This is a genomic window from Streptomyces sp. NBC_01450 (assembly GCF_036227505.1).
Taxonomy (GTDB): Bacteria; Actinomycetota; Actinomycetes; order Streptomycetales; family Streptomycetaceae; genus Streptomyces.
In genome coordinates this window covers 2,028,571-2,051,065 of the sequence record NZ_CP109480.1, presented here as the reverse complement: position 1 = coordinate 2,051,065, position 22,495 = coordinate 2,028,571, and the positions used below count along the sequence as shown (strand labels likewise).

The following is a 22,495-nucleotide window of genomic DNA, read 5'->3' as shown; positions in this document are numbered from 1 at the left end:
GGAGAAGCGGATCACGACGGGCCGCAGCCCGCCGAAATCCGTGCCAGGATCCAACAGAACTCAGCGTTCCGCGACCGCCGACTCGAGCAGGGACAGGATCCGGTTGTCCGCGTCCACGTCCGCGCGGACGCCGAGGGGCAGCGGCAGGTTCGGCGAGGTGTGGCCGAAGTCGACCTGGGCGAGGACGGGGATGTCACGCTGCGCCAGGACGTCGAGCACAACGTCGCGCAGACCGACCTGGTCTCCGCCGCCCTCGTAGGGCGTGACCTCACTCGGGATGCCGACCACCATGCCCGCGATCCGGTCCAGCACACCGGACAACCGCAAGGTATGCAGGTCGCACCAGATCCGCGTGACCGGCCGCCGTACCTCTTCCCAGAACAAGACGGCGCCGTCGAACCGTTCGGCGGCCAGTGCGAATGGTGTCGCCTGCAACTGGACCAGGCGGTTCAGCAAGCCGCCGACCAGTGGTCCCTGCGCGCGGCCCGGCTGCCAGGTTTCCCAAGTCCCCCTTGCCGGCAGCACGCCCGGCGCCTCGGCCTTGGTAAGCACACGGGCGTAGAGGTCGACGAGTTCGGACCGACGGGCCTCGTCGCCCAATGTGTACCAATCGCTGCCGAAACCGTGGGTGGCGATGTCGGCGTGGAAGCCGACGAGGCCGGTCTTGGCGTACAACGCCATGTGCAGCAGCGAGATGTCGCTGTAGCCGAGGATCGGCTTCGGGTCGGCCCGGACCGCATCCAGATCGATCAAATCGAGATAACCAATGGTCGCCTGGCCACCGGTGTGCGCGACGATGGCCCGCACCTCCGGATCCCGGAGCAGCGCATTGAGCTCGGCAGCCTGCTCCGCCGGAGCGCCCGCCGCCCACCAGCGGCTCCGCGCGGGGTCGACCATCGGGCTGACCCGCACGCGGAAACCCATCCGCTCCAATATCGCCACACCGCGAGCGAGCAGCGGCTCCTCACCGGGCTCAAGCCGGCCCGAGGGCGCGGTGACGACCACGAGATCGCCGGAACGCAGCACACGGGGACGACGGATGGTAGGCATAGGGCCTCCTTGTTGATCGACAACGGCGGACAGCCAAGCAGCGTACCGCTGGTATTCCGCCACCTTGACGCGATCAAGCCAGGCCCCGGAATCTCGACAGGAGGCCAACGGTCGCCGACCACCTCCACGCTGACATGACGGTGACCCGGGGATGGCTGGTGCCGAGGAACGTTCACCGGTACCCCGAGGACGCCTCGACGGTGCCTGCCAGCCCGACCTCGCCGCCCCAGACCTCTAACGAACCGACACAGAATCGGGCCTCGAAGTCAACCCCCGAAGGATTTCCGGAGCCGACCACTTAGCGGCCGTCCCAACCGATTGTCAGACACGGCTGCTGACGCGCTCTCGCGGATCAGCCGGTGCCCCCACCTGTTCGCCTTGCTTGCGGCGGCCGTCGCCCTCGCTGTCTTCTTACGAGTACGGCTCCCTGATGGCAGAACAGCACTCCTTTGGCGGGGACCAGTTGGGGACCACACGGTGTGCGCGATGGCGTACGACGGAGGCTACTGCGAATCCGTGTTCTTGCAGCACGGATTCGACTACCTGCTCAGCCGCCACGATCCGGCCTACGCGGTCCGTGTACGGCCGAACGCCTCCCGCTGTTCGGCGAAGAGCCGGAGTGTCGCGCTGTCCTGGCGCACCGGGGTCCGCTGAGCGGGACGAGTGGCTTCGCCCTCCGTTTCCGAATGGGCAAGGTACCGCTCACTATCCGCCGTACTCAGTACGTGTCCCGAGCGGGACCGCACTCAGTACCCATCCCGACGGGAGGCCCTGGGATGCAGCATGTTTCCGGGCTGGGCCCGCCCAGTCGGCCCCTGGTGGCCGCGGGCCTGGTGAGGTGGGCGACGAGCCTGCCGCCGCTGATACCCTTCCTCGCTCGACGGGTCCTTCGTGGGCTGGCCGTCCTGTTCGTGTTGTCGGTCGTCGCCTTCGGACTCGTCCGGCTGCTTCCGGGCAATCCGGCGGAGGTCTTGGCCGGGCCGTACTCCGACGCGGCGACCCGGGCACGGCTGGCGGAGGATCTCGGACTGAACCATCCGGTGACCGAGCAGTACCTGCTGTGGCTCGGCAGGCTGCTCCACGGTGACTTCGGACTGTCGGTCTACAACGGTCTGCCGGTCATCGAGCTCATCAAGGAACGACTGCCGAACACCCTGGAGCTCGCTCTGGCCGCCACGGTGGTGTCGGTCCTGTGGGGCGTGCCGGCCGGCGCGTTCGCGGCCCTTCGACAGGGCCGGCTCTTCGATCGGCTGGCCCGTGGGTCGGCCTTTCTCGGACTGGCGACTCCCGTGTTCGTCTTCGGTCTCTGCCTGGTACTGCTGGCGTCGTTCGTCGCCCCGAGGTGGCCGGCCGTCGGGTTCGTGACCATCTCCGACGATCCGGTGCGGAACCTGCAAAGTGTGGTGCTGCCCGCGCTCGCTCTGGGACTGCCGCTCGGATCGACCCTGTGCCGGTTCATGCGCACCTCGATGATCGAGGTCTACGAACAGGACTACATGCGTACCGCTCTGGCGACCGGGGCGACGCGATGGGAGTCGACGCTCCGGCACGGACTGCGGAACGCGTCGGGTCCGGTGGTCACGGTGGCCGGGCTCCAACTGGCGGGCCTGGTCGGCAACTCCCTCCTGATCGAGAACGTCTTCGCGATCCCGGGCATCGGCCAGCTCACCGTGAACTCGCTGCTGCAGAAGGACTACGCGGTGACACAGGCGTGCATCCTGCTGCTCGGACTGACCTACATCGTGATGAACCTCGTGGTGGACCTGCTCCACCGGATGATCGATCCCAAGGTGGGTGACGCGCGATGAGTCAGTCACCGGTTCTCTCGGACGCGCCTGCCGACCCGAGCCCAAAGGAATCCACGGCCGACGGATCCGCACCTCGCTCCAGGCTGCGGCGCTACTGGCCGGGCGTCGGGGTCGCTTTCGGTCTCGGCATCCTGGTCGCGCTGTTCGCCATGGCGTACGTGGCGCCCCTGATCCGGCCGTTCTCCGCGAACGAGGTGGCCGGAGCGCCCTTCTCCCCTCCTGACGGGACCCACTGGCTCGGCACGGACGATCTGGGGCGGGACTATTTCGTCCGGCTGTGCGTCGCCGGGCGCACCTCGCTGTCGATCGCGCTGGCGGGTTCGCTGCTGGCACTGGTGGCCGGTTCGGCCGTCGGGTTCGCGGCCGGTGTGGGCGGTCGATGGCTGGACACCCTGCTGATGGGCGGGGTCGACCTGCTGCTGTCGTTTCCGTCGCTGCTGCTCGGACTCGCGGCGGTGACCGTCTTCTCGCCCTCGATGACGACCCTGATCGCGGTGCTCTCGTTGGTGTCGCTACCGCACTTCGCACGCATAGTCCGGGCGCGGTGCCTCGAGGTCCGGGAGCTGGAATTCGTGCTCTCCGCGCGGATCTCCGGAGTCCGGTCCTCCGTGATCGTCCTGAAGCATCTGCTCCCCAACGTCCTCCCTCTGATGATGGTTCAGCTCGCCAACTCGGCGGCCATCGTCATCCTGCTGGAGTCGGCGCTCAGTTACCTCGGCCTGGGAGTTCAGCCGCCGACCCCCAGTTGGGGCCGGATGGTCGCCGAGGCGCAGAACTACCTGACGGACTCCCCGTGGCTCGTCCTCGGCGCCGGCGGGGCCCTGCTGTTGTCCTCCGTCGGATGGGGACTCATAGGCGAGGGCTTCGCGGTTTCACGCCGTTCCGTCGTCTGACCCGTGCCGTAAACAGCGGCAGCGATCAACTGTTCCTTCTCCAGGGCACGGAAAGAAAGAGGCCTCACCATGACATCACTCAAGCCGGTCGGGAGACTGGCGTTCACTGTGGCGGCGATCACCGCCGCGTCGATGGCGCTCACGGGTTGCGGAGGCGGCGGCCAAGCGCAGTCCGGTACGGGAGGCGGCGCGCCGCACCGCGGCGGCACCCTCGTCGTCGGTGACGAGAGTCAGCCACTGAGCGGGCTCGACCCCGCCCTGGCCCAGGCGCTCGACGCGAAGCGCATGGCCGCACAGTTCTACGAGGGCCTCCTCTCCCTCGGAAGCGACGGCAGTTCCCTGCGGCCGGCACTGGCGACCTCGTGGAAGCAGACGGCGCCGACGAGCTACGAGTTCACGCTGCGCCACAATGTCACGTTCCACGACGGGCGGGTGCTGAAGGCCAGTGACGTGGCGTTCAGCCTCAAACGGATCGTCGATCCCGCGGTGCACTCGCCGTACGCGTCGCTCTACAAGTTCAAGGACGTGACCGCTCCGAGCGACGACAAGGTCGTGGTGAAGCTGGCCCAGCCGCAGTCGTCCCTGCTGCACCTGCTCGCCCAACCCTGGAGCGCCGGCATCGTCAGCGAGCAGTGGGTGCGGTCCCACCCGGCCAACGACCTCAAGACGAAGGAGAACGGGACGGGGCCGTACAAGCTGTCACAGTTCCGGGAAGGCTCCCTCATCAAGACCGTTCGGTTCGGCGGTTACTGGGACAAGTCGAAGCCGTACATCAATGAGATCGACTACCGGGTCATACCCGATGAGTCCACCAGGGTGCAGGCCCTGCAGTCGGGGACCGTCGACACCATCCAGGTCGGCCTGCCCAAGAACGCGGCCTCGCTCAAACAGCGCAAGTTCACCGTGGGCGACGAATACGACGTCGGCGCCTACTGGCTGGGCCTGAACACCCTGGACGGGCCGCTGGCGAACGAGAAGGTGCGGCAGGCGATCAGTCTCGGCATCGACAGGAAGCAGCTGATCAGCATCGGGTCACAGGGGGCCGGTGTCGCCTCCGGGATCATCCCGCCAGGGGACCCGGTGCTGTCCGGCCAGAAGGGTGACCTGCCCAACACCGAGTACGACCCGGCCAAGGCGAAGCAGCTCCTTGCCCAGTCGGGGGCGAAAGCCGTGAAACTCAAGCTGGCGATACGGTCCAACCGGCCGGACAAGCTCGCCACCGCACAGCTCATCAAGGAGCAGCTGTCGAAGATCGGCGTGACGGTGGACATCGCCCAGGTCCCCTTCGAGCAACTGATCAGCAACCTGCTGTCCGGCGACTGGAACGCCGACATGATCCAGCTGACGTCCTCCCTCAACGCCGACGCCAGTCAGTACCTGAGCCTGTGGTTCGAGAAGAAGGCGAAGTCGACGAAGGTCGACGACCCGGAGCTGTGGCAGCGGATGTCGGACGCCATCGAGAAGGCGGGCAGCGACCAGGACCGCAGCCGGATGTACCAGGAACTGAACAAGTACGTGGCACAGCGGGCGTACATCCTCGTCCCCTATGCCGCACCCACCGAGTACGACGTGTGGTCCAGCAAGGTCGCGGGGTTCAGGACCGAAGCGTCCGGTACCCGGATGTTCCTCAAGAACGCCTGGATCGCGACGGAGCGGTGATGAACGTCGCTGCCGTGGATGGCACGGGGAAAACACAGAAGGACGACGAGCGGCGCGCGGAAGCCGTACTGCGATTTCGTGATTTCAGCGTCCGGTTCGGCATGGCGCCGCCCAGCGTCCGTGGGATCGACCTGACGGTCCGGGCCGGGGAGATCGTCGGTCTGATCGGAGAGAGCGGGAGCGGGAAGACCTCCGTGGCGATGGCCTGCCTCGGACTGTTGCCGAAACAGGCGCGGGTGTCCGCCGATCTGTTCGAGGTGTGCGGCACCGACCTGGCGGCCGCGGACGACAAGGCGCTCACGCGCTTGCGCGGTGGCGACGTCGCGATGGTCTTCCAGGACGCGATGGGAGCGCTGGACCCGAGCATGCGGATCGGCCGGCAGATCGGTGAGGTGGTGACACGGCACCGTGGTCTGAAGGGTGAGGCGCGGCAGCGGGCGGTGCTCGATCTGCTGAGCCGGGTGCGCGTGCCGGATCCGGAACGCAGGGTACGCCAGTACCCGCACCAGCTCTCCGGTGGACTGCGGCAGCGTGTGGCGATGGCGCTCGCGCTGGCGGGCGAACCACGGCTGCTCCTGGCCGACGAACCGACGACGGCGCTGGACGTCACGGTGCAGGCGGAGATCCTGCGGCTGCTCAGGACGATCCGCGACGAGTTCGGTGTCGCGATCCTGCTGATCTCGCACGACATCGGGGTGATCGCACAGACCGCGGACCGGGTCGCGGTCATGCGGGACGGCGAGATCGTCGAGACCGGCGCCGCGGAGGAGGTGCTTCTGCGTCCGGCCTCGCAGTACACGAAGATGCTGCTCGGCGCGGTGCCCAAGGTGGGCAGTCGCATCCGGCACCGACCGGCGGACGCGCCGGAGGGGGAAGCCGGTCCGGACGGGAAAGCCGGTCCGGACGGGAAAGCCGGTCCGGACGGGAAAGCCGGTCCGGGCAGGAGAGCCGGTGCCGATGGGAACGCCGGTCCGGACGGCTCCGCGCTTTTCGCGGTGGACGGGTTGAGCCGCAGTTTCCGCTCACGGGGCCATGCCGTGCACGCGGTCCGGGACGTCTCCTTGCGCGTCAACAGGGGAGAGGTGCTGGGTGTCGTCGGCGAGTCCGGTTCGGGCAAGAGCACCCTCGCCAAGATGCTGGTCCGGCTGGACCGGCCCACCTCGGGCCGGCTGGAGATGGACGGAGCCGACTACGGCAAGCTCCGGGGCAAGCGGTTGAAGTCCTTCCGGCGGGCCATACAGATGGTGTTCCAGCACCCGGCGGGTTCGCTCAACCCGAAGCTGCGGGTGGCGACTTCGGTGCGCGAGCCACTGGCCACGAGCGGCGTGACCGGTGACGAGGCGCGTCAGCGGATCGACGAGGTACTGGCGGAGGTCGGCCTGCCGCCGGAAGCCGCGGGTCGGCTGCCGCACGAATTCTCCGGCGGCCAGAAGCAGCGCATCGCCATCGCACGCGCGATCGCGGCGCGGCCCGAGGTCGTGGTCCTGGACGAGCCCACCTCGGCGCTGGACGTCTCCGTGCAGGCACAGGTACTGGATCTGCTGCTCGGGATCCAGCGGGCGGAGGAGTTGACCTACGTCTTCATCTCCCATGACCTCGCGGTGGTCCAGGCCATCTCTGATCGGGTCGTGGTGATGTACGCGGGCCGTGTCGTGGAGATCGCGGAGGCGGAAGCACTGTTCGCCTCGCCGGCGCACTGGTACACCAGGGCGCTGCTCGAAGCCGTTCCGTCGCCCGATCCACGTGACCGGCCCGAAGCGGGCGCGGTGCGCCAGGCGGACGAGGCATCGCGCGACCAGCAGGCACAAGGCCAGGGGTGCGCGTTCGCGGCACGGTGTCCCAAGGCCGAAACCCGTTGCCGGGTGGAGACTCCGGGACTGTCCACCGTGCGGGCGGGACATGCCGTGGCCTGTCACTTCCCCGCAGACGAGGAGACGCGCGTATGAGGGTGCCGGTCACCATGGACGCGGTGGCCCAGGCGGAACTGGTCCGGCGGGGTGAGGCGTCACCGCGAGAGCTGGTCGAGGCCGCCATCGAGCGCATCGAAGCGACCGATCCGCGGATCCACGCCATCACCCACCGGCGGTACGAACAGGCGCTCGACGAGGCGGGGCGGATCCGCGGGGACGCCCCCTTCGCGGGAGTGCCCACGCTGGTGAAAGCGCTCAACGACAGCAAGGGCGACCCGTCGAACCTCGGGTCCGCGTGGGTGGCCAGGCACGGCCGCGTCGCCAGGGAGGATGCCGTCGTCATCCGACGGCTCAGGCAGGCCGGCTTCGTTGTCGTCGGCCAGACCTCGACTCCGGAGTTCGGCCTGCTCTCGGTCAGTGAGAGCAGCGTCCACGGGGTCACTCGCAATCCCTGGCGCACGGATGTGACGTCCGGTGGTTCGTCGGGCGGCGCGTCGGCTTCGGTCGCCGCGGGCATGGTGCCCGTGGCGCAGGGGGGCGACGGTGGCGGTTCGATCCGGATGCCGGCCGCGTTCTGTCACCTGGTCGGCCTGAAACCGAGCCTGGGGCGGATCAGCGCGGGCCCGGGCAGGCCCAGCAGATGGGGACACAGTGTCCCCGCGGTGGTCACCCGGACGGTACGCGACACCGCCGCGGTGCTCGACGCGGTGAGCGGTGGCGCGCCGGGAGACCGGGGCGGGCCCGCCCCCCTTCCGGCGGGTGGCCTGGCCGCTCTGGTCGGTCGTGATCCGGGACGGCTCCGGATCGGTGTCCTCGCCCATGCCCCCGCCCATGCGCCGCAGGTCACGCCCTGCGTACGGGAGGCCGTGCTGGACACCGCCCGGATACTCGAGCGGCTCGGACACGAGGTCGAGCATGCCCATCCCGAGCCGATGCTGGACCCCATGTGCCTGAAGGCGTTCTTCGACGCACTCAGTGTCACGGTGGTGCAGACCGTCGAGGCGTTGAGCGCGGAACTGGGTGAGCGGCCGGGTCCTGACGACCTCGACGTCGTCACCCGGTTCTGGCTGCGGCGCGGGCGGGAGATCACCGGGCTGGAGCTCGCCGACGCCTTTGCCTGGCAGGAGAGGCTACGCGCCGGCATGGCCGACTGGTGGCGGGAATTCGACCTGCTGCTGAGCCCGGTGTTCGCCACCCCGCCGAAACCGGTGGGCTGGCCGTGGCAGGAAGCCGACGGCCCGCAGAGGTCGGTGGACGTTCTCACCTTCACCGCGCCGTTCAACACGACCGGTCAGCCCGCCATCGCGGTTCCCGCCACCCTGACCGAGTCCGGCGAGCCCATCGGGATCCAGCTGGCGGCGGCCTACGGGCGGGAGGACCTGCTGGTCTCCGTGGCGGCACAACTGGAGGCAGAGCGCCCCTGGGCCGCGCTTCGGCCTCCGGTCTTCGCGGGCGAGGCGGAGGACGGCGGCCGATGAGGCATCCCTCGAAGAAGTCCTTCGAGAGACCGGCTGTTCGCCCAGGGCGGCCTGAACGCGTGATCCGACTCGTCGGACAGGAAATTCTGATGCCGCGCCTCTCGCGGGACAGGAGTGGGAAATGACCGAGAATCTCGCACATCGACCGCCGGGCCCCACCGTGTTCACCAACGCTCGCCTGATCGACGGAACCGGTGCCGCCCCCGTCGAGTCGGTGGCCGTGGTGGTGGAGGACGGCACGTTCACCTATGTCGGTCCGGAGTGCTCCAAGCCGGAGGTCGACGCCGCGACGGTCATCGATCTCGGTGGACGCACGCTGCTGCCGGGTTTCTTCGACTGCCACGTGCATTTCCTCATGGACAGCAACGCCGATTTCAGGGGGAGACTGCTGACCAACCGGCCGACGGTCACCGTCTTCGAACGGGCGCGGCGCATGCGCGAGACGTTGCATGCCGGGATCACGACGGCGCGGGACCTCGGCGGCATCGATGCCGGCTACCGGGACGCGGTGGCGCAGGGCCTGATCGAGGGGCCCCGACTGCACGTCGCGGTGAGGCTGATGAGTCACACCGGCGGACACGCCGACTTCAGCCTGCCGAGCGGGTTCGACCCCTCGGCCGCCCTTCCTGAACCCTTCGGCGAACTGGCGGACGACCCCGTCCAGGTTCGGCTGGCGACGAGGCGGTTGCTCCACGACGGTGCCGACGTCATCAAGATCTGCGCGACCGGGGGCGTGAACAGCCCGAGCGACCAGCCCGAGGACGAGGGCCTGACCGTCGAGGAGATCGCGGCGGTCGTGGACGAGACACGTCGCCATCGCGGTCGGCCGGTCGCCGCGCACGCACAGGGCGCGCAGGGCATCAAGAACGCGCTGCGCGGCGGCGTGTCCAGCATCGAACACGGCTATCTCGTCGACGACGAGGGCATCGATCTCATGCTGGAGAAGGGCGCGTTCGTGGTGCCGACTCTGTCGACCTTCCATATGGGGCGGGATCGCTACACCGCCGCGGCCTACGAGAAGAAGATGCGGATGGCCGATGCCGCCATGGAGCGGCTGAGCGAGGCGGTCCGGCGCGGAGTGAAAGTGGCCCTCGGTACCGACGCGGGGGCCGTCCCGCACGCCCAGAACCTCCAAGAACTCGGCCACATGGTGAAACTGGGCCTGTCACCGCTGGACGTCATACGCGCCGGGACGCTGAACGCCGCTCAGCTGCTGGGGCTCGACGAGACCCTCGGTACCGTTGAGCCCGGAAAGACCGCCGACCTCATCGTGTGCGACGGTGATCCGCTCGCCGACATCGATGTTCTCGGCGACCCGGCGAACGTGGTGCTGGTGATGCAGGAAGGCCGCCTGGCCAAGCACACGCTGTCGGGGGCCGTCCGGTAGAGAGACGCACGTCATGGAAGCGGTGTGCGCGGACCGTATCGCCCGTGTCCGCGCACACCGCGACTGTCCTGCGGGGGCTCGCGTCAGCAGTACAGGTTGGCGCCGGGGCTGACGCCGAGAAGGGCGGTGAAACGCTGGTAGGCGTCGACGCGGCTCTGCACCTGGGCCGGGTTCCTTCCGTCGCATTCCAGGGAGCCGTTGATGGAGCGGATGGTCTGCCCGAAGCCGGCGCTGTTGACCATGGCGTTGTGGGGGGTCATGGTTCCGGGGCCGGTCTGGGTGTTCCAGTACCACAGGCCTGTCTTCCAGGCCACGGACGCGTCGTTCTGCACCAGCCACGGGTTGTCGAGCAGGTCGATGCCGAGCGCGTCGCCGGCGGCCTTGTAGTTGAAGTTCCAGCTGAGCTGGATGGGCCCGCGACCGTAGTAGGCGGACTGGCCCGCCGGGCAGCCGTAGGGCCGGCTCCAGTCGCAGTAGGTCGGGTAGTTGGCGGTGTTCTGCTCGACGACGTACACCAGTCCACCGGTCTCGTGGCTGACGTTGGCGAGGAAGGCGGCGGCCTCCTGCTTCTTCACGGTGTCGCTGCCGGTGTTCGCGAAACCGGGGTAGGCGCTGAGGGCCGCGGTGAGCCCGCTGTAGGTGTAGAAGGAATTCCGGTTCGGGAACATCTGGTTGAACTGCGCCTCGGTCACCACGAAGCCCGACGGGGAACTGCCACCGCCGCCGGCGGGAGCGTTCCATTTCTGGTTCGCGGTGCCGGCGCAGGTCCATATCTGCAGGCGCGTGCCGTTGGCGCTGTTGTTGTCACGCACGTCCAGGCACTTGTTCGCGGCCGGGTTGACGATGTCGTGGGCCGCGGTGACCACCCACTGCTGGTTGGCGCTGCCGGCGCAGTCCCACAGCTGGACCGCCGCGCCGTCGGCGGTGCCGCGGTCGACGATGTCGAGGCACTTGCCGAGCGCGCGCAGGGTTCCGTCACCAGGGTTGGACCATGTCTGGGCGTTGGTGCCGTTGCAGTCGTAGAGCTGAACGGCGGTGCCGTTGGCGCTGCTCGCCCCCGCCACGTCGACGCACTTTCCGGCCAAACCGGTGATCTGGCCGTCCGCTGCCTGGGCGGGTGCGACGGTGAACAGCGTGGCGACGACAGCGGCCAGGACGGTGCCGACCGTGAGGCGGGCGCGGACGAGGTGTCTGGGGGAGAACGGTCTGAGGTGGGGGATGGACATCGTGGACGTCACTCCTTTGATCCGGCGTGAACGCGGGGAAGGTTCGTCGTCGCCCGCGGTCGGAGCCGCCGTGCCTCGGAGCGAAGCGGCGGACTCGGTACAGGCCCTCACGGCAGCGGCGGTTGCCATCGCTGTCCGGCCCGGCTGTGTCGCTCTGTCGGCCGGAGAAGCGCCGAACACTCCCCACAGTGCTAGGTCTAGACCATCCCAGTCAGGCCTGGTGTCGTCAACATCCTTGAATCTTCCGGTAGTTGATGGCCGGAATGGAGCGTCACAGCCGCTCGGCGCTGCGGTCCCACGTGCCCGGGGTGACGCCCCGTTCCCGCAGCTCCGCCTTGCGTACCTTGCCCGTCTCGGTGAGCGGCAGGGCGAGGACGGTCTCGATGTACCGGGGCACGGCGAAGGGCGGGAGCTCACGCGCGCAGTGCCGGGCGAGGTCGGCCGCGTCCAGCGCTCTGCCGGGCCGGACGACGACCGCGACCATGACCTCGTCCTCGGCCAACTCCGAGGCCACCGGGAACGCGGCGGCCTGAAAGACCGCCGGGTGGGAGCGAACGGCCGACTCCACCTCGTACGAGGAGATGTTCTCGCCGCGACGACGGATGACGTCCTTGATGCGGTCGACGAAGCGGAACCAGCCGTCGGGTTCGCGGACCACGCGGTCGCCGGTCCGGCGCCAGGAGTCGGGCGCGGATTCGGGATCTCCCAGGTAGCCGGTGCAGAAGGCGTACTCCTGGTGGCTGCGTACGACGAGTTCGCCGGGCGTTCCGTCGGCGACGGGATCGAGGGCTTCGTCGACCACCCGCGCGCAGAAGCCCGCGCGTACGGTGCCGATGTAGCCGGGCCGGTACTCCTCGGGTGTCGCGCCGATGACGAGGTTGGTCTCCGTGGAGCCGAACCCGTCGACGAGGGTGACCCCGAAGCGCTCCCGGAAAGGCTTCCACATCGGCTCCGGGGTCGCCGGAGACAGGCCGCGCCATGCCCGGTGTGCCCGGTCCTGCGGGCCGGGCGGCTGCGCGAGCAGCATGGGGATCATCGCGCCCAGCAGATAGACGGCCGTGGCACGGGCATCGGCGACCTGCGACCAGTAGTGCGAGGCGGAGAACCGCCCGCCCACGACACAGCTCGCGCCCACCGTCATGGCATGCGCGAGCGTGTTGAGAGCGTTGGTGTGGAACAGTGGGAGGCAGGTGAACAGCACGTCGTCGGGGGTGAGGCGCAGAGCGTCCGACACGTTGCGGCCCCACCGGACGAACTGGGCCTGAGGGCAGCGCACACCGCGCGCCGCCCCCGTGGTGCCCGAGGTGAAGAGGACGGCGGCCGTGTCCTGCGGTCGGACCGGGGCGGGGCCGATCGCCTCGGCCCTGCCCGGCAGCGGAGCGTGCTGCCCGCCCACCTCCCAGACCACCCCACGATGTCCGGCCGCGACGGCGTGCTTCGCCAACTCCGGCTCGGCGTACAGGAACTTGGGCCCGGCCGTCTGCAGCACGTGCCGCAGCGACCGGCCGCGCAGCGCGGTGTTCAACGGCACGACCACCGCACCGAGCCAGGCGCAGCCGAGGATCAGGTCGACGAGTTCGATCCGGTTGGACATCAGCGCCGCGATCCGGTCGCCCGGCCGGCAGCCGAGTGCGGCCAGCGCTCCGGCCATGGTGGCCGCGGCCTCGCGGGTCTGCGCGTAGGTCCGCGTGGTGTCTCCTGCGCGCAGGAAGATCCGGTCACCGAACTTCTCACCCGCGGCCTCGACCAGTGCCGGCACGGTCAAGCCGTTCAACGCAGCACTCCGCCCTCGTGCAGGCGCCGCAGCCGGTCAGGGGTGAAGCCCGCCACCTCACGCAGCACCTCGTCGGTGTCGGCACCGAGCACGGGCGCGGGCCCGCGGACGGAACCTGGTGTGCCGGTGAGCCGGATGGGCACGCCCTCGTGCAGGAAGGCACCCGCGACCGGGTGCTCCCGGCGGACGTAGAATCCCCGTGCCCTCAACTGCGGTTCGTGTTCGACCAGATCGCGACCGTCCTGTACCGCCCCCGCCGGAATCCCCCGTGCCTGAAGCAGCTCGGCGGCCATGTCGGCGGGGAGGCTCCGTGCCCACTCGCCGAGCACACCGTCGACCAGGGTTCTCTGCCGCCTGCGGCCGTCCGCCGTGCGCAGCCGGTTGTCCACGCCCAGTTCGGGACGCCCGATCACGTCGCACAAGGCGGTCCACTCCTCGTCCGAGCGGACGCTGACGGCCAGCCAGCGGTCCGCGCCGAGGCACCGGTACACCCCCTGCGGACTCCATCGGGGGTGCGTGTTGCCGATCGGCGACCGTGACGACGTCAGCAGACTCGTCCCCATGTGGGCCGTGATCGCCTCGAGTTGGGACAGGTCGATGTGCTGTCCGCGGCCGGTCTCCGTGCGGTGTTCGAGTGCGGCGACCGTGGCCAGCGCCGCCTGAAGTCCCGCGACGATGTCCCCGTGACCGTAGATCACGCCCACCACGTCGTCCGGTCCCCAGCCGGTCAGCCCGGTCAGTCCCGAACTGGCCGAGACAGTGTCCGCGTACGACACCCAGCCGGCCCGCGGGCCGGTGTGGCCCATGCCCGACATGCTCACGTAGACGAGGCCCGGGTTGATCTCGCGCAGCTCGTCGTAGCCGAGGCCGAGCTTGGTCATGACCGTGGCGCTGAAGTTCTCCACGAGGACGTCGCAGGAGGCGATCAGCTCGCGGAGCACCGCGACGCCCTCCTCGGTCCGTGTGTCGAGGGCGATGCCGCGCTTGTTGCGGTTGACCTCGTTGAAGTAGCCGTTGGTGTTCGGGTCGGTGTGGTCGCCCCGGGAGAGGTGCATGAAGGGCGCGAACCGGGTGGGATCGGGGCGCCGGACGGACTCGACCTTGATGACGTCCGCGCCGTGGTCGGCCAGGACCTTCGTGCAGTAGGGGCCCGCCAGCACCCACGTCAGGTCCAGCACGCGTACGCCGTCCAGGGCGGGCAGACCGGGTGAGCCGCCGTCACCCACAGGGGGCGCCGGGCGCCGCTCGTCGAGCAGGGCCTGGTCGGCACCGCGCCCGGGCACGGTGAGCGAGGCGACCCTGCGGCCCTCGGGGAACGCGAAGGGGAAGCCGAGGTCGGTCCGGTCCCCGGCCTTCGTGAAGAACTTCCGCGCGGCGAGCTGCGGATTGTCCGGCAGCTCGGGCGGCAGGTCGACGGCCGCCCAGGGCAGTTTCCTCGCCTGGGCCCGCTCGGCGAACTCGGCCTTGGGCCAGGTGCCCACGAAGTCCTGGACGACCTTGAACACATGGTCCTGGTGCTTCTTGCGCTCGACCGGGTCCTGCCACCTGGGCTCCGCCAGGTCCGCCTGCGCTCCCTCCTCGCACAGCCAGGCCAGCAACGCGTCCCACATACGGGGGCTGCCTCCGAGCCCGCCGCCCACGTATCCGTCGGCGGCGCGGAACAGCCCGTGCGGGACCAGCGGGTGCACCCGCCCCGGCCGCGGCGGTACCCGGTCCTCGTGCAGGTGGGCGAGGGCGCCCGCCTCCAGGGCCGCCGCGACGCAGGCCTGGGCGGAGACGTCGATGAGCTGCCCCGGCCCCCGGCGCCGCGCCCTGAGACCGAGCAGGACGGCGATCGCCGCGTTGACGCCCGCGAGATGCTCCGCCTGGTCCTGTGGCAGGTGCAGCGGTGGGCCGTCGGGGTCGCCCACCTGCGCGAGCATCCCGCCCAGCGCGGCGACCACCAGATCGGTGCCCTGCCAGCCGCTTCGAGGACCGACCAGCCCGAAGGGGGTGACACGTACGTGGACGAGGTGGTCGAGGCCCCCGGCGACCGCCTCCATGCCGTCAGGGGTGCCGTCGAGAAGGACGTCGGCGCCCGACAGCAGGCGGCGCAGCCCGGCGGGCGACGCCGCCGGATCGAGGGTCACCGAGCGCTTCCCCGCGTGCCAGTGGGCGAAGGCGTCGCCCTCGAGCTCGCGTCGGGTCTCATCGCCTTCCGGGGGTTCCACCAGCACCACCTCGTGGCCGAGCCCGACCAGCAAGCGGCCGGCGAATCGGGTGAAGGGGCTGGTCAGCTCGACGACGCGCGGGATCGATGCGGTCACGTGTCCTCCGTTGTCCGTCAGCCGTGGAGCTGGTTCAGGAAGCCCGTGGCGATGGTGTAGTAGTCGTGCGGCCGTTCTTCCTGGGGGTGATGGGAGACCTGACTCATCACGTGCAGACTGCCGTTGGGGATCATGCGGGCGAGCATCAGGGGATAGTCCGGGGTCAGGAAGGCGTCGTACATCCCCCACAGGAAGAGCGTGGGGGCTTCGATCCGGCCGAGGTCGGCGGAGAGGTCCTGCCAGTCCCCGCGCGGGTTGTCCGACGCGCCGGCGAGCGCGGTCTCCTCCGGGTCGAGACTCTGCTCGTAGCGCAGCGTCACGGTGCCCTCGGGCACGGCCTCCGGGTCGTACCACTCCAGGCGTGCCATCAGATCCCGCATCTTCTGCCAGGACGGGCCGTCACCGCCGTAGTACACGTCGCGGGCGTTGCGTCCACGACGGCCGCCCTCCGGCAGCGGGGCGAGCGGGCCGTGGAAGACCGGCATGCTGCCCGTGATGATCAACGACCGTACGCGCTCGGGGTACTTGGCGGCCAGGTTGAGCGCGATCGTCCCGCCCCACGAGTTGCAGACGAAGTCGGCGCGCTCGATGCCGAGGGAGTCCATCAGCGCCACGGTCTTGGCCGCGTGGTAGTCCCACATCGGGCCCTTGATCACGGGCTTCGCCGACCTGCCGTACTGCAGGATGTCGACCAGGAAGCAGCGGCGGTCCGCGGCGAACAGCGGAGCCACCTGCCCGAAGTCCGACCAGCCGGTGCATCCGGGGCCGCCCCCGTGCAGGAAGATCGTGGGGCTGCCCTCGCCCATCTCGACGAAGTGGTACTCGACGCCGTCCGCCTGCGCGTAGGCGCCTTGCGGGGGCGTCTGAATGTCCATGAGATCCATGGGCGGATGGTGTCCGGCCGCCGGCCGCCGGTCCAAGCGGTGCGGTCCGCTCAGCGGGCCGTACCGGGTCAGTGGCGAGGCCGTGGTCGTCCTCGGCCGATCCCGCTCAGGAGAAGTCGAGCACCACCCTCCCGACCGCTTCCCCGGTCCGCAGCCGCTCCGTCGCCTCGGGCAGCCGGTCGGGCCCGTAGCCTTCGATCGGCAGGTTCAGCTCGCCCGCCGCCAGCTCCGCCAGCAGCCGCTCAGCGTCCGCGGCGACCTCCTTGCCCCGCGTCATCAGGTTCACGGGCAGCAACGCCACGTCGGCCAGCAGGAAGTCCGCCAGATCCACGCTGAACTCACGTCCCGCGGTGTAGCCGACCAGGGCGACACGCCCCCGCGGGCGTACCAGACCGAGGGCGTCCCGCAGTACCGGGCCGCCCACGGTGTCGACGACCGCGTCGACCGGCCCTCCCACGGCCTCGGCGGACAACTCGGTCGCCAGGACCGCTTTCGCGACAGCGGGAACGTGGTCCAGCTTGGCCTGGCGGCCGACGACGCCGATCACCTCGGCTCCGGCCCGCGCGGCGACCTGCACCGTCAGGGACCCGACCGCGCCCGCCGCGCCGGTGACCAGGACCCGCTCGCCCGGTCGCACGGCCGCGACCGAGTGGACCGCCGCCCAGGCCGTGCCGGCCGGTGAGAAGAAGCTGCACGCCAGGGCGGGATCCGTACCGTCCGCAACGGCGATCACGGCGGCGTCGGGCACCACCGCGTGGTCGGCCCAGCAGCCGTCCCGGCGCAGTCCCAGCCCCTTGCCGTTGATCCTGACCAGGCGGCCCTCCGGATGGCTGTCCGAGGCCAGCACGATTCCGCAGCCCGTGGTGCCGGGCACCGCCGGGAGGTCCGGGAGGATCCCGAACGCGCCGTCGACGACGTTGAGATCGAGGTGACCCACCTGCGCCGCCAGCATCCGTACGAGGGTGTGGCCGGGGCGAGGCTCCGGCAAGGGCCGTGTCACCAGCCGGGGCAGCGTGCCGAAACTCTCCAGCACCAGCGCACGTGATGTCTCACCACTCACGATTCCACTCCATTCCCACTGCTCATCGCCCGTTGCTCACGGCTGGATTCCCGGCTCGCCCGTGACCGCCGCTCCGCGCAGGTCATCGGCATGGCGCGGACCCCTGGAACGGCGTGAAGCGGTGGCGGGAAGGTGCGCACCCTAGAACACGGCGGAACGGACGCGCACGGGCGGCGATCCGCTCAGCGGGACACCCCACCGACGGCCCCTCGCCCCGCTCCTTTCTCACGAACCCGGCTGTGCGCCTGCTCTCGCACCGGTGCCGGGCGACCGGTCTGTTCAGCGGAACGGTTCCGTAGGCCGACGCGGCACGCGACCCGATGCTCAAGGCCATGCACCGACGGCAGCAGGAGGTCAGGCACGATGACGACGGGTGAAGATTCGCTCGCCACCACGAGGGGGAAGCGGTCCGAGCGCGGTCAGGCGGGGCAGCCCGGTCGGCAGGACTGGGCGTCGTGGCCCCACTACGACGCGGCGGGCGCCGGATTCCGCGGGTACTGGTACCCGGTCACCTGGTCCAGCCAGATCACCGGCGCACCGCTCCCGTTCACGATCTGTGGCGAGAAGATCACGTTGATCCGCGACAGCGGCAAGGTGTACGCCCTGCACAACCGCTGCCCGCACCGCGGGGTGCCGTTGTCCGAGGGCAACCAGCAGTTCCCCGGCACGGTCAGCTGCCCGTACCACGGCTGGACGTTCGACCTGCCCACCGGCAATCTGTCCGCGGTCATCACCGACGGGCCCGGTTGCCGGCTGACCGGCAAGGTCCAGGTGCGGACGTACGCGGTCGAGGAGCGCCTCGGCATGGTGTGGGTGTACATCCCCCTCGCCGACGAGGAACCCCACCCCATCGACTCGCAGCTTCCCGAGGAACTCGTCGACAACGCCTTCGTGATGGGCGGCCGGATCGAGCCGCGCGGCGGCAACTGGCGCTTCGCCTGCGAGAACGGCTTCGACGAGGGCCACGCCAAGTACCTGCACCGCACGGCGCTGTGGCGGCTGTTCAAGCCGATGCCGACCTGGAACATCACCCGGATCGTGCCCAAGGGCCGCTGGATCTTCCGGGTGCAGGACGAGGTGCACTGGGAGGCCGACTTCCCCGGCGTCGGCCACTGGTCGAACAAGCGCTGGTGGAAGATGCAGCCGCCGAAGGAGACCTTCAACATCGGCAACACCGGCAAGGCCGACAAGATCAACCCGACGATCGAGGCCCAGGAGTTCCCCGGCTTCGCGTCCTTGTCCATGCCGGGCGTGCTGCGCATCGCCTACCCCAACTTCATCCACTACGAGTTCTACGTTCCGGTCGACGATGACAGTCACCGTTATGTCGGCGTCATGGTCAACTTCACCGAGGGTTGGAAAACGCTCGGTTTCTACGCCAAGTACCTGGGCGCCATCCGCTGGTTGTTCCACGGGCAGTTCTCCGGCCAGGACGCCTGGATGGTCGATGTCACCGACGCGCCCCCGGAGAAGCTCTACCGCCCCGACGTCTCGCTGACCGCCTGGCGGAACCTCAGCGAGGAGGAGTACGCCAAGAAGCTGGCCGCGGTCGGCGTCGAATCCACCAGCAAGAAGGAGGTATGACCATGCGCCGCACGCTGCTCGCCATGTTGGCAGGGGCAGCCCTCGCCGTGGGGCTGCCCCTGGCCAAGAAGCGCTTCGAGCGCACCACTATGACGCAGGTCCACAGGATCAACCATTGAATCCTCCCCCTCCTGGAAGGAGCGGGATTCCTGGTTCACGCCGCCCGAACAGGCAGCGCCCGGTCAGGTCTTCCGCGATCAACACCAGCCGGGTTGAAACCAGCCCGGTTGACATGAAGTCAAGGAGGTTGTACGTGCTTGGTTCTCGCAGCGCACAGGGATCAGGCCACCCGACCGGCCTGGACGGCCTGGACGAACGGCGGAGCGCCTGGGTTGCCGAAGCCTGGCGGCACGTCACCGCTGACCGCCTGCGGGAGCTGATCATCGGTCTCGTGGACATCCCGAGCCCGACCGGTGACGAGGCACCGCTCGCCACCCACATCGCGGACACCCTGCGGGCCTCGGGATGCCGCGCCGCCGTCCAGCCGCTCGACGACCGGCAGGCCAACGCCTGGGCCCGGCTCGACGGCGACGGCAGCGGCCCCGACCTCATGCTCTACGCGCCGATCGACACCCTGACCGTGGGCGAGGAGAGCGAGGATCTTCCTTGGATCGGCGCCGAGTTGAGGGACGACATGCGTCCGCGGGCCACCGTCTACGACGATCTGGTCGTAGGCCTCGGGGCGTCGAACCCGAAGGGCCACGCCGCATGCGTGATGATGGCCGTGGAGGCCATCGCCCAGGCCGGCATCCCGCTCGCCGGCGACCTGGTCGCGGCGTTCGGCGCGGGCGGCATGCCCACCAACGCCCGGCCGGGCGGCGTGCGCCGCAACACCGGTCAGGGCGTCGGGTGCTCGTTCCTCCTCGAACAGGGCGTGTGGACGGACTACGCGGTCATCGCCAAGCCCGGCTGGACGGTCTCCTGGGACGAGGTCGGCCTTGTCTGGTTCGAGGTCACCGTCCACGGCAGGCACACCTACGTCGGCTCCCGTCACCGGCTGCCGTACGACAACGCCATCGCCCGCGCCGGTGAGCTCGCCCGGCACCTGGAGGAGTGGTTCGTCGAGTACGCCGAGCGCCACACCAGGGGGACCGTGGCACCGCAGGGCATCGTGTCCTCCGTACGCGGCGGCTGGCCGCGCATGGCGGCCGTCACCCCGGCCGCCTGCACCCTCAGGGTGGACCTGCGCATCAGCCCCGACACGACGCCGATGCAGGCCAAGCGTGAGTTCACCGCGGCCCTGGAGGGCCTGCGGGACAAACTCCCCGGCCTCGACGTCGACGTCGAGATGATCCTGGCCATCCCGGGGACGCGGACCGACCCGGACAGCTGGATCTTCCGCAGCGCGGCGGCCGGCTGGGAGGCCTTCGAGGGCCGCGAGCACGAGGCCGTCCGGGGCAACAGCGGCGCAACGGACGCGAACATCCTGCGCGGGCGTGGCATCCCCACCGTGCGGGTCGGCATGCCGAAGGTCGGCGAGGCCGAGGCGCCCTTCGAGATCGACTTCGCCCGGGGGATGAACACCGTCTCCGTACGGGCCATGGAGAAGCTGACGCGCCATCTGATTCGTACGGCCGTCGACACCGTCACCCGCGCACACGCGGAGCCCGCGGAGTCGGCGGCGCCGGAAGGGGAGCCCGTATGACCGAGATCGTCCTGGGCGTGGGCGCGTCGCACAGCACGCTGATGAACACCCACTGGCAGGAGACCTTCCACAAGGACCGTGCCGAACGGTTCCGCGACGCGCTGCGCTCCGCACGCGACGAACTCGCCGCCGCCCGCCCCGACACGGTGATCCTCGTCGGCTCCAACCACTTCAGAGGCTTCTGGCTGGATCTGATCCCCAGCTTCACGATCGGTGTGGGCGAGTGCGTCGCCAGCGGCGAGTCCGGGACCCCCGAGGGGCCGCAGCCGGTCGACGTGCCACTCGCCCGACACATCGCGAACTCCCTGGTGGAGAGCGGATGTTTCGATGCGGCGTTCTCGGCCCGACTGCAGATCGACCACGGCCAGTCGCACGCGATCCAGTACCTGCTGGACGGGCTGGACGTGGAGATCGTGCCGCTCGTCGTGAACGTCTTCGCGCCGCCCCTGCCGAACCTGGAGCGCTGCCTGGACCTGGGCCGCGCCATTCGCGAGACGGTGCTGGCGTTTCCCGGAGACCGCCGCGTCGCCGTCATCGGCTCCGGCGGGCTTTCCCACCGCCTGCCCTGGCCGGACTGGCGTGATCCGCACGGCGACGACGAGGAGTTCATCGTCGACGCCTGGCTCAACGGCCGGGAGAACTGGCAGGACTACGACGCCCGCCGCCGCGAGATCATCCGTGCCGCCGAGGCCGCGATCAACCCCGAGTTCGACCATGAGTTCCTGTCCCTGCTGGAACGCGGACAGGCGCACCGCATCACCGAGTTCACCACCGAAGAACTGGAGAAGACGGCGGGCAACGGAGCACAGGAACTGCGCACCTGGCTGCTCATGGCGGCCCTGCTCGACCACACACCCGCACGCCGACTGGCGTACGAGTCCATGCCCGAGTGGCTCACCGGCATGGCCGTCGCCGTACTCGACCCCGCACACCCTCAGGAGAGGCAGCCATGAGCATCTGGACCGAACTGTCGGGCATCGACTACCGGCACGCCTACGTCGAAACCGGGGACTTCACCACCCGCGCCCTGCAAGCCGGCCCCGAGGACGGCGAGCACGTGGTGTTCCTGCACGGTACGACCGGCCACCTGGAGGCGTTCGTCCGGAACATCCCGGCGCACGCCGAGCGCTACCGTTGCCACGCCATCGACATGCTCGGTCACGGTTACACGGGCAAGCCCGACCGCCCCGGCGAGATTCCCGCCTACGTCGAGCACCTGATGGCGTACCTCGACGCGGTGGGCGCCGAGCGGGCGCACCTGGTCGGTGAGTCGCTGGGCGGCTGGGTGTCGTCCTGGGCGGCAAGCCAGTACCCGGACCGGGTCGCCTCGCTCCAACTGCTGTGCATGGGCGGTACGAAGGTCAACCCCAAGGTGATGGAGCGGCTGAAGACCTCCACCCGTGACGCCGCCCTCAAGGACGACATCTCCTACACCCGGGAGCGGCTGCGCCTGCTGTGGGCCGAGTGGGACGAGGAGCTCGGCGAGGAGCTGACGCAGGTCCGCTACGAGATCTACCACCGCCCCGATTTCCAGCGGAACCTGCGCAACCTGCTGGCCCTGCAGGAGGTCGAGGCCCGCGAACGGAACCTGCTGCGGCCGGACCGTATGGCCAGGATCAAGGCCCCGACCCTGGTGGTCTGGGGCAACAAGAACCCGCTCGGGGACGTTCCGGAGGCCGAGGCCATCGCCGCCGCGATCCCCGGAGCGCGCCTGGAGGTCTTCAACGAGTGCGGGCACTGGCCGCAGCACGAGAAGGCAGACCTGTACAACCCGCTGAGCCTGGCGTTCCTGGCCGAGGCTTCCTGAACCCGCCGCGGTCCCGGGTGGCGG

Annotated in this window: 17 protein-coding genes; 11 read left to right on the top strand and 6 right to left on the bottom strand. The window is 69.7% G+C overall.

Annotated features, from left to right (window positions below; translation table 11 throughout):
- Positions 1 to 60: 60 nt before the first annotated feature.
- Positions 61 to 1,026: a S66 peptidase family protein gene (locus OG568_RS09430; protein ID WP_329531100.1), complete on the bottom strand. Its 966-nt coding sequence runs from the start codon at positions 1,024 to 1,026 to the stop codon at positions 61 to 63.
- A 510-nt stretch (positions 1,027 to 1,536) separates the two neighbouring features.
- Here OG568_RS09430 and OG568_RS09425 point away from each other — a divergent pair.
- The 7 genes from OG568_RS09425 to OG568_RS09395 all read left to right on the top strand — a co-directional run bounded on the left by OG568_RS09425 (position 1,537) and on the right by OG568_RS09395 (position 10,185).
- The gene (locus OG568_RS09425) at positions 1,537 to 1,704 is read left to right on the top strand and encodes a hypothetical protein (protein ID WP_329531099.1); all 168 of its coding nucleotides are present in this window, start codon (positions 1,537 to 1,539) and stop codon (positions 1,702 to 1,704) included.
- A 122-nt stretch (positions 1,705 to 1,826) separates the two neighbouring features.
- A complete protein-coding gene (locus tag OG568_RS09420; RefSeq protein ID WP_266631025.1) occupies positions 1,827 to 2,858 on the top strand; it encodes an ABC transporter permease in 1,032 nt (343 codons plus the stop codon).
- Positions 2,855 to 3,751 (top strand): ABC transporter permease, encoded by an 897-nt coding sequence (locus OG568_RS09415; protein ID WP_329531098.1) that lies wholly within the window; start codon positions 2,855 to 2,857, stop codon positions 3,749 to 3,751. Before OG568_RS09420 ends, OG568_RS09415 begins: the two co-directional genes overlap by 4 nt.
- A gap of 69 nt (positions 3,752 to 3,820) precedes the next feature.
- Entirely contained in the window at positions 3,821 to 5,410 is a 1,590-nt protein-coding gene (locus tag OG568_RS09410) for an ABC transporter substrate-binding protein (protein WP_329531097.1), read from the top strand.
- Positions 5,410 to 7,356, top strand: a complete 1,947-nt coding sequence (locus tag OG568_RS09405; protein ID WP_329531096.1) for an ABC transporter ATP-binding protein — start codon at positions 5,410 to 5,412, stop codon at positions 7,354 to 7,356. Before OG568_RS09410 ends, OG568_RS09405 begins: the two co-directional genes overlap by 1 nt.
- The gene (locus tag OG568_RS09400; RefSeq protein ID WP_329531095.1) at positions 7,353 to 8,798 is read left to right on the top strand and encodes an amidase; all 1,446 of its coding nucleotides are present in this window, start codon (positions 7,353 to 7,355) and stop codon (positions 8,796 to 8,798) included. The genes OG568_RS09405 and OG568_RS09400 overlap by 4 nt, the downstream gene beginning before the upstream one ends.
- A gap of 121 nt (positions 8,799 to 8,919) precedes the next feature.
- On the top strand, positions 8,920 to 10,185 hold the full coding sequence (locus OG568_RS09395; RefSeq protein ID WP_329531094.1) for a metal-dependent hydrolase family protein: 1,266 nt from the start codon (positions 8,920 to 8,922) through the stop codon (positions 10,183 to 10,185).
- Positions 10,186 to 10,268: 83 nt separating this feature from the next.
- Here the strand turns inward: OG568_RS09395 and OG568_RS09390 are convergent, their stop codons facing one another.
- The 5 genes from OG568_RS09390 to OG568_RS09370 form a co-directional block, all read right to left on the bottom strand.
- Positions 10,269 to 11,411, bottom strand: coding sequence for a glycoside hydrolase family 19 protein (locus OG568_RS09390; RefSeq protein ID WP_329531093.1), 1,143 nt, complete (start codon positions 11,409 to 11,411; stop codon positions 10,269 to 10,271).
- A 271-nt stretch (positions 11,412 to 11,682) separates the two neighbouring features.
- Positions 11,683 to 13,185 carry an AMP-binding protein gene (locus OG568_RS09385; protein ID WP_329531092.1) on the bottom strand — a complete coding sequence of 501 codons (1,503 nt, stop codon included), beginning with the start codon at positions 13,183 to 13,185 and terminating at the stop codon, positions 11,683 to 11,685.
- Entirely contained in the window at positions 13,182 to 15,491 is a 2,310-nt protein-coding gene (locus OG568_RS09380; RefSeq protein WP_329531091.1) for a CaiB/BaiF CoA-transferase family protein, read from the bottom strand. Before OG568_RS09380 ends, OG568_RS09385 begins: the two co-directional genes overlap by 4 nt.
- Before the next feature lie 17 nt (positions 15,492 to 15,508).
- On the bottom strand, positions 15,509 to 16,375 hold the full coding sequence (locus tag OG568_RS09375; protein ID WP_329531090.1) for an alpha/beta fold hydrolase: 867 nt from the start codon (positions 16,373 to 16,375) through the stop codon (positions 15,509 to 15,511).
- 106 nt (positions 16,376 to 16,481) lie between these two features.
- Complete coding sequence (locus OG568_RS09370) at positions 16,482 to 17,435, bottom strand: quinone oxidoreductase family protein (protein ID WP_329531089.1); 954 nt, start codon at positions 17,433 to 17,435, stop codon at positions 16,482 to 16,484.
- 363 nt (positions 17,436 to 17,798) lie between these two features.
- Here OG568_RS09370 and OG568_RS09365 point away from each other — a divergent pair, with 363 nt between their 5' ends.
- From OG568_RS09365 to OG568_RS09350, 4 genes are all read left to right on the top strand, one after another.
- On the top strand, positions 17,799 to 19,019 hold the full coding sequence (locus OG568_RS09365) for an aromatic ring-hydroxylating oxygenase subunit alpha (RefSeq protein WP_329531088.1): 1,221 nt from the start codon (positions 17,799 to 17,801) through the stop codon (positions 19,017 to 19,019).
- A gap of 253 nt (positions 19,020 to 19,272) precedes the next feature.
- Positions 19,273 to 20,664, top strand: coding sequence for a M20 family metallopeptidase (locus OG568_RS09360; RefSeq protein ID WP_329531087.1), 1,392 nt, complete (start codon positions 19,273 to 19,275; stop codon positions 20,662 to 20,664).
- Positions 20,661 to 21,617, top strand: a complete 957-nt coding sequence (locus OG568_RS09355; RefSeq protein WP_329531086.1) for a catechol 1,2-dioxygenase — start codon at positions 20,661 to 20,663, stop codon at positions 21,615 to 21,617. Before OG568_RS09360 ends, OG568_RS09355 begins: the two co-directional genes overlap by 4 nt.
- Positions 21,614 to 22,471, top strand: a complete 858-nt coding sequence (locus OG568_RS09350) for an alpha/beta fold hydrolase (protein ID WP_329531085.1) — start codon at positions 21,614 to 21,616, stop codon at positions 22,469 to 22,471. Before OG568_RS09355 ends, OG568_RS09350 begins: the two co-directional genes overlap by 4 nt.
- The last annotated feature ends 24 nt before the right edge of the window (positions 22,472 to 22,495 follow it).

Coding starts and splice junctions, on each gene's coding strand:
- OG568_RS09425 (WP_329531099.1), top strand. CDS start 1,537: ATGGCGTACGACGGAGGCTACTGCGAATCCGTGTTCTTGCAGCACGGA.
- OG568_RS09420 (WP_266631025.1), top strand. CDS start 1,827: ATGCAGCATGTTTCCGGGCTGGGCCCGCCCAGTCGGCCCCTGGTGGCC.
- OG568_RS09415 (WP_329531098.1), top strand. CDS start 2,855: ATGAGTCAGTCACCGGTTCTCTCGGACGCGCCTGCCGACCCGAGCCCA.
- OG568_RS09410 (WP_329531097.1), top strand. CDS start 3,821: ATGACATCACTCAAGCCGGTCGGGAGACTGGCGTTCACTGTGGCGGCG.
- OG568_RS09405 (WP_329531096.1), top strand. CDS start 5,410: ATGAACGTCGCTGCCGTGGATGGCACGGGGAAAACACAGAAGGACGAC.
- OG568_RS09400 (WP_329531095.1), top strand. CDS start 7,353: ATGAGGGTGCCGGTCACCATGGACGCGGTGGCCCAGGCGGAACTGGTC.
- OG568_RS09395 (WP_329531094.1), top strand. CDS start 8,920: ATGACCGAGAATCTCGCACATCGACCGCCGGGCCCCACCGTGTTCACC.
- OG568_RS09390 (WP_329531093.1), bottom strand. CDS start 11,411: ATGTCCATCCCCCACCTCAGACCGTTCTCCCCCAGACACCTCGTCCGC.
- OG568_RS09375 (WP_329531090.1), bottom strand. CDS start 16,375: ATGGATCTCATGGACATTCAGACGCCCCCGCAAGGCGCCTACGCGCAG.
- OG568_RS09365 (WP_329531088.1), top strand. CDS start 17,799: ATGACGACGGGTGAAGATTCGCTCGCCACCACGAGGGGGAAGCGGTCC.
- OG568_RS09355 (WP_329531086.1), top strand. CDS start 20,661: ATGACCGAGATCGTCCTGGGCGTGGGCGCGTCGCACAGCACGCTGATG.
- OG568_RS09350 (WP_329531085.1), top strand. CDS start 21,614: ATGAGCATCTGGACCGAACTGTCGGGCATCGACTACCGGCACGCCTAC.